The 6,560-nt window shown below is 68.2% G+C and carries 5 protein-coding genes; 2 read left to right on the forward strand and 3 right to left on the reverse strand.

Going from position 1 to position 6,560, the window contains the following annotated elements:
* Positions 1–95: 95 nt before the first annotated feature.
* Both IM632_RS00430 and IM632_RS00435 read right to left on the reverse strand, forming a co-directional pair.
* Positions 96–662 carry a hypothetical protein gene (locus IM632_RS00430; protein WP_293523838.1) on the reverse strand — a complete coding sequence of 189 codons (567 nt, stop codon included), beginning with the start codon at positions 660–662 and terminating at the stop codon, positions 96–98.
* Complete coding sequence (locus IM632_RS00435; RefSeq protein WP_293532343.1) at positions 638–949, reverse strand: hypothetical protein; 312 nt, start codon at positions 947–949, stop codon at positions 638–640. The genes IM632_RS00430 and IM632_RS00435 overlap by 25 nt, the downstream gene beginning before the upstream one ends.
* Between IM632_RS00435 and IM632_RS00440 the strand changes: the two genes are divergently transcribed.
* Both IM632_RS00440 and IM632_RS00445 read left to right on the forward strand, forming a co-directional pair.
* Positions 939–3,902 (forward strand): TonB-dependent receptor, encoded by a 2,964-nt coding sequence (locus IM632_RS00440; protein WP_296523280.1) that lies wholly within the window; start codon positions 939–941, stop codon positions 3,900–3,902. The two genes, IM632_RS00435 and IM632_RS00440, sit on opposite strands and share 11 nt — an antisense overlap.
* Before the next feature lie 72 nt (positions 3,903–3,974).
* Positions 3,975–5,231 carry an aspartyl/asparaginyl beta-hydroxylase domain-containing protein gene (locus IM632_RS00445; RefSeq protein WP_296480069.1) on the forward strand — a complete coding sequence of 419 codons (1,257 nt, stop codon included), beginning with the start codon at positions 3,975–3,977 and terminating at the stop codon, positions 5,229–5,231.
* A gap of 9 nt (positions 5,232–5,240) precedes the next feature.
* Here IM632_RS00445 and sppA read toward each other — a convergent pair.
* Positions 5,241–6,560, reverse strand: a 1,320-nt coding sequence (sppA, locus tag IM632_RS00450) for a signal peptide peptidase SppA (protein ID WP_296551905.1), incomplete at its 5' end; no start/stop codon positions are given.

Here is a 6,560-nt window from a genome sequence, read left to right on the forward strand (position 1 = left end):
CTTCCCGGCCCTGGCCATGGCCGCCACCCTGGCCGCCTTCAACTTCATCGGTGACGGCCTGCGCGACGCCCTCGACCCCAAGGACCGCTGAAGGCCTATTCCTCGCGGCGGACGCGGATAGAGCGCTGGCCGTCCACGCTCAAGAGGAAGCTTCCCATGGCGGCGGACTTGATCACCACCCGCGACCCGGCCCGGGGCGGGCGAAGCACGCTCTCCGTGTCCGTCTGCCGCCAGACCGATCCGTTGTCGAGGGACAGGACCCACTTGCCGTCGCGGCTGAGGCGCGCGGCGACGACCCCCGCCTCGACCTGCCTGAGGGCTTGATCGGACTCCGGCCCCGAACCCGCTTCCGACCCCGGGCCCGATCCGGATCCCGAGCGTCCGCGCGGCATGAGGTCGGCGATGGAGGGAATGGAGAATCCGAAGGCCTGCCGCCGGACCGCCTCGACCTTGGCCCGGTCCATCACGACCAGAGCGCCGCCCGCCTCCGCCTCGGCCAGGCTGGCGGACGCCCTGTCAAAGCAGGCCAGCCGGTCAGCGTCCGCCCGGACGCTCCGGCAGGACAGGAGGAGATCCAAGGCCCCTGAAGGCGGGGACTGCTGGGCCAAGGCGGGACCGCCAGACAGGATAACCAGGATCACAAGGCCGACTGACCGCCGCATAACCGCTCCTCACAAGATGCCATCGAGGCAAACAACCTTTCCGCACCGAAGGCGTCAACCACCGGCGCCCGTAACAGCGTTAAGAAACTGTGGCGATTTTGCGACATGGCGCGGATGGAACGCACCGCCCGCCCTTGCGCACGTTGACCGTTCCACAGGCGGTGTGAAAAGACCGCAACAGGACGAGTTCCCGTTCCGGGGCGCTCGACTATGATTTTTGAACCCATTCCCGGTCTGAGCCGTTCCGGCGGACCTGTTGGAGGATGAACCTTGAAGATGAAGTCCATGCGCGAGCGCCTTCTGGCGACGTCTATGATCTGCGGCGCGGCCCTGCTCGCGACCCAGGCCTACGCCCAGGGCGGGTCCACCGACGTGGCCGAAGTGGTCGTCACGGGTTCCCGGATCCAGACGCCCGGCATCCAGTCGGCCAGCCCGATCGTGACCGTCGGCGCCGAACAGATCCGCCAGCAGCAGACCCCTGAGGCCGAGAAGATTCTCCGTCTCCTGCCGGGCGTGGTGCCTGAAGACGGCGACGCCACCAACAACGGTACGGATGGCGTCAGCACGTTGAACCTCCGGGGTCTTGGCGCCCAGCGGAACCTCATCCTGCTGGACGGCAAGCGGATGACGCCGTTCAACTACGACGGTGAGGTCGATCTGTCGAACGTGCCCACCGCCCTGCTGGAGCGGGTGGACGTCATTACCGGCGGCGCCTCTGCGGTGTATGGCTCGGACGCCATTTCCGGCGCCGTCAACTTCATCCTCAAGAAAAACTTTGAGGGCTTCGAGGCTGACGCCAACCACTCCCAGACCGGAGATGGCGACGGCAAGATCACCTCCACCTCCTTCACCGTGGGTGTGAACAGCCCTGACGGCCGCGGCAATGCGGTGGTCAGCGTGAACTATTCCAAGCGTGACGGCGTCCTGCTCGCCGCCCGGCCCTTCGGCCTCCTGGGCGTGGTGACCGCGACCGGGGACAATCTCGGCGCCACCACCCCGCCCGCTCCGCCTGCGGGTTGCGGCGGTCCCGGCTCGGTGGCCGCTGGCGGCTCCACCACCACCGTTCCCACCCGCGTGGCCATCACCGGCGTGGGCGGCAGCCTCGGCCAGTTCCGCGATGACGGCACCATCGGCGCCAACTGCTCGGTCTTCAACTTCAACCCCTTCAACTACTACCAGACCCCGCAGGAGCGCTGGGGCGGCTCGGCCTTCGCCACCTACGAGGTGATGGACAATGTCGAGGCCTACGCCAGCCTGCTCTACTCCAAGACCCGGGTGCGCCAGCAGGTTGCGCCCTCCGGGATCTTCGGAAACTCCTTCTTTGTTCCGCTGAGCAACCCCTTCCTGTCGGCCTCGGCCCGCAACACCATCATCACCCAGGCCAACACCGCCCTGGGCGCGGGCACCCTGCTGGCCAGCAACTGGAAGGACCTGAACACGAACGGTGTTGTGGACGCGGCGGACGATATCAACCTGGTCATCCGTCGCCGGACGGGTGAACTGGGCGAGCGCTCCTCGACCTATCAGAACAACACTTTCCAGTTTAACGCCGGCTTCCGCGGTGAAGTGTTCGACAACTGGAACTGGGATGTCTTCGTCCAGCACGGCCAGGCGGACCGCACCAACATCGCCGCCGGCTACACCAACGTCACCAACTTCGGGAACGCCCTGAACGCCGTCCCGGGTCCGGGGGGTGCTGCGGTCTGCCGTTCGGGCGATACCTGCGTGCCCGTCAATGTCTTCGGCGGCTACGGCACCATCACCCAGGCCATGGCGGCCTATGTGGGCGCCGTCGGCATCGAGCAGCAGATCTACAAGCAGACCATCTTCGGCGGATCGATCTCCGGCGCTGTGGACTCCATCAAGGTTCCCTCGGCGGCCCTGCCCGTGCAGTGGAGCTTCGGCGCCGAGTACCGCGAAGAGACTGGCGAGAGCATCCCCGACGAGTGCCTGAAGCTGGCGCCCACCAGCTGCCTGGGCGGCGCCGGCGGCAACACCCTGCCGATCAAGGGCGGCTTCGACGTCTACGAAATCTTCGGCGAAACCATTGTTCCGCTGATGTCCGACGCGGCCTTCGCCAAGTCTCTGGATGTCGAGCTGGGCTTCCGTTTCGCGGACTACAACCCCTCCGGTTCGAATACGACCTGGAAGGCGGGCTTGAACTGGGAGCCGGTGGACGGCCTTCGGATCCGCGCCATGCAGCAGCGCGCCGTTCGCGCGCCGAACGTCGGTGAACTCGCGGCGCCCCTCGTCTCCGGCCTGCAGAACGCCACCCTCGACCCCTGCTCGGTCGCCAATGCGAGCGTCCTGGCCGGGAACGCCACCCTGCGCGCCCGGTGCGTCTCCACCGGCATGACGGCGGCCCAGGTGGGCGTCGTTCAGGACATCGTCTCTGCTCAGATCAGCACCTTCGAGGGGACCAACCTCCAGAAGCTGCCCAAGCCCGAGACGGCGGACACCACGACCGTGGGCTTTGTCTGGACCCCCAGCTTCATCCCGGTGGTCTCCTCGCCCTTCATCTCCGTCGACTACTACAGAATCCGCGTCGAGGATTGGATTGGCGAGTACGACGTCCAGGAAGTGCTGGACGCCTGCTATAACAGCGGTGTCGCCAGCCAGTGCGCCAAGGTCGTCCGCGTCAACGGCGATCTGGCCTCGCCAGCGTCCGGCGTCAGGCTGCTGACCGAGAACCTAGACTACCTCGAAGCGGAAGGCGTTGAAATGAACGCGGGCTTCGGGATCGGTCTTGCGGATCTTGGCGCTTCCGAAGACTGGGGCCGGCTGCAGTTCAGCCTGGCGGCCAACTACTACATGACCAACGAGCGCCGCTCCGACCCCACCATTCCGGTCGTGGACTGCATGGGTTACTACGGCACCGCCTGCGGCAACCCCACCCACCAGCTGCGGTTTGTCCAGCGGACCAACTGGTCGGTGGGCGACTTCTCCCTCGGCTATCAGTGGCGCTATCAGGACGCCGTGGAGATCGAGAAGCCGCAGCAGGCCGCGACCTTCGCCAAGTTCCGGAAGATCGACGCCTACCACTATCTTGATCTGAACGGGTCCTGGGCGGTCAATGATGCGGTGCGCCTCAGCGCCTCCGTCCGGAATGTGTTCAACGAAGATCCGCCGATCGTCGGCAACGAAGCCGCCACCACCGCCGCCAACAACGGCAACACCCTGCCCTCGAACTACGACACCCTGGGCCGGGTCTTCGCGGTGGGCCTGAACCTCCGGTTCTAATCCCTACGGCGATCCAGTCTTTGGGGGCGGCGGAACATCTCCGCCGCCCCTTTTGTTTTTTCGGAGGCGGATGTGCAGGCAGTGCAGTGGGCCGAGGCCGCGCGGGCGGCGGCGCGGGCAGGACGGTGGTCCGAGGCCGAGGAGATGTGGCGCAAGGTGCTGGGCGCCGACGCCGGCCATCCCGAGGCCCTGTACAGCCTGGGGGTGCACGCCCTGCAGGCGGGTCGAATGGAAGAGTCCATCGACCTCCTGCGGCAGGCCTGTGCGGCCGCCCCGGGCGAGGCGACGGTCTGGGTCTTCCTGTCCGCCGCGCTGAGGACCGCCGGACGGCCGGAGGAGGCCTGGGAGGCCATCCAGGGCGGCCTAGTCGCCGACCCGTATTCCCTGCCCGCCCTGCTGGCCAAGGCCAGCCTTCTGGAGGAGACCTCCGGAACCGCTGCGGCGGTCGTGACCTATCGCAACGCCCTGAAGGTGGCCCCGCCCTCCCAGCATTGGCCAGGTCACCTCCGCGGGGAACTGGAGCATGCCGCCCGGGTGGTAGAGGCCGAGACAAGGGCCTACCATGACTATCTTCTCCGGAGCCTGGACGGCCTGGTCCGCCAGGCCCAGCCCACCGACCGGTCGCGCTGGCGGGAGGCCCTGTCCATCATGGCCGGCGCCAGCCGCCCCTACCTCTCCGACGCCAACCAGCTCTATGTGCCGCGGCTACCCGCAATCCCCTTCTTCGACCGGAGTCACTTCCCCTGGATCCAGGCGCTGGAGGCGCAGACCGGCGAGATCCGCCGGGAGCTGGAGGCCGCCCTCGCCACAGCGCAGGGGGCCTTCAATCCCTACATCGCCTATGCGCCCGGACAGCCGGTGAACCAGTGGGGCGAGCTCAATCACTCCGACCGGTGGAGCACCCTGGACCTCTGGAAGAGCGGAGCGCCTGCGCTGGAGAACCAGGCGATGTGTCCGGCGACCACCGCCGCCCTGGCCGAAGTGGACCTGGCCCGGATCGAGGGCCTCTGCCCGAACGTGATGTTCTCGGCCCTCGCCCCCAGGACCCGGATTCCGCCCCATCATGGCGAGACCAACGCCCGGGTCATCGCCCACCTGCCGCTTGTCGTGCCTGAGAACTGCGAGTACCGCGTCGGCTTTGACCGGATCCAGTGGCGGCCGGGCGAGGTCATCGTCTTTGACGACACCCTGGAGCACGAGGCCTACAACGGTAGCGACTCTCTTCGCACCGTCCTGATCTTCGACGTCTGGAACCCGCTCCTGTCCGAGGATGACCGGGCCATCGTCCTGGCCATGGCGGCGGCGGCGCGCACCTACGGCGGCGCCTGAGCCCCTGAGTCAGTAGGCCGGAGCGGGCGCGCGGACCGCCGCCGAGCCCGGAGGCATCCGACTCCAGGCCATCTCGTCGAGAAGGGCCTGGGCCCGCGGGTCGCCCAGCACCCAGGCGGACGCCGCCAGCGTCCGCGCGGAGGCGGCGGAGACCCCGAACAGGCGTTCGAAGGCCTCGAAGGGCGATCCCTCGGACGCCATCCACTTCAGGCGCATCTCCTGGTTGACCCCGGAAAGGGCGCGGGCCCGATCGACGGCGTCGTAGAAGCCCCCGATCTGGTCCACCAGGCCCAGCTCACGGGCCTGGGCGCCCGTCCAGACCCGGCCCCGGGCGATCGCCTCCACCCGCTCGACGGGCAGGCGCCGACCCTCGGACACCCGGCCGATGAAACGGGCGTAGATCTGGTCCATCCACCGGGCGAAGGCGGCCCTCTGGTCCCCCGTCAGCCCGGAGCCCAGGGAAAAGGCGGAGGCGTAGTCCGACCCGACGCCGACCTGGCGAAGATCCACCCCCACCCGCGCCAGGGCCTCGCCGAGGGCGATCTTGCCCCCGAAGACCCCGATGGAGCCAGTGAGGGTGGTGGGCTGGGCGACGATGGCCGAGGCGTTGGACGAGATCCAGTAGCCTCCCGAGGCGGCGTAGGGACCCATGGAGACGACGACGGGCTTGCCCGCCGCCTTGGCCGCCTCCACCGCGCGCCGGATCTGCTCGGAGGCGGTGTCCGACCCGCCGGGCGAGTTGACCCGCAGCACGATGGCGCGGACGTCCTTGTCCTCGGTGGCGGCCCGCAGGGCGTTCTCCAGGAGGTCGGAATAGATGGCGCCCTCTGCGGCGAAGGGATTGGCCCCGCCGTCCCCGCCGGTGACGATGCCGCCCTCGGCGGTGACCACGGCGATGGCCGGACCGGTCAGGGACTTAAGGTCCCGCTGGCTTCGCGCGTAGTCGCGCAGGTCGCGGAACTCGGCGTCCTTGCCGGCGCGGTCGGACAGCTGCTTGCGGGCCGCATCGAGGTAGTCCACCCGGTCGATCAGGTTGAGCCTGAGCGCCTCCTCGGCCATCAGGGGCCCGGACTCCAGGGCCGCCTTCAGGGTCGCCGGAGACTGCCTGCGATCAGCCGCCGCCCGGTTGAGGGCCGAGCCATAGATCGACTCGAGCATGGACTGGGTCGCCTCCCGGTGCGCGGCGGTATAGTCCGACTGCTGGTAGCCGTTGACGGCGTTCTTGAACTCCTTGCGCTGCTCGTACTCGGCGCGGACGCCGTAGCGCTCGAACAGGCGCTTCAGGAAGATGTCCTCCGAGACCAGGCCCGTGGCCTGGAGAGAGGCGCC

This window comes from Phenylobacterium sp. (assembly GCF_020402505.1).
Taxonomy (GTDB): domain Bacteria; phylum Pseudomonadota; class Alphaproteobacteria; order Caulobacterales; family Caulobacteraceae; genus Phenylobacterium.

What these genes read in the sequence shown, in the direction of transcription:
- IM632_RS00440 (WP_296523280.1), top strand. Translation starts at nt 939, where the DNA reads ATGAAGTCCATGCGCGAGCGCCTTCTGGCGACGTCTATGATCTGCGGC.
- IM632_RS00435 (WP_293532343.1), bottom strand. Translation starts at nt 949, where the DNA reads ATGGACTTCATCTTCAAGGTTCATCCTCCAACAGGTCCGCCGGAACGG.
- IM632_RS00430 (WP_293523838.1), bottom strand. Translation starts at nt 662, where the DNA reads ATGCGGCGGTCAGTCGGCCTTGTGATCCTGGTTATCCTGTCTGGCGGT.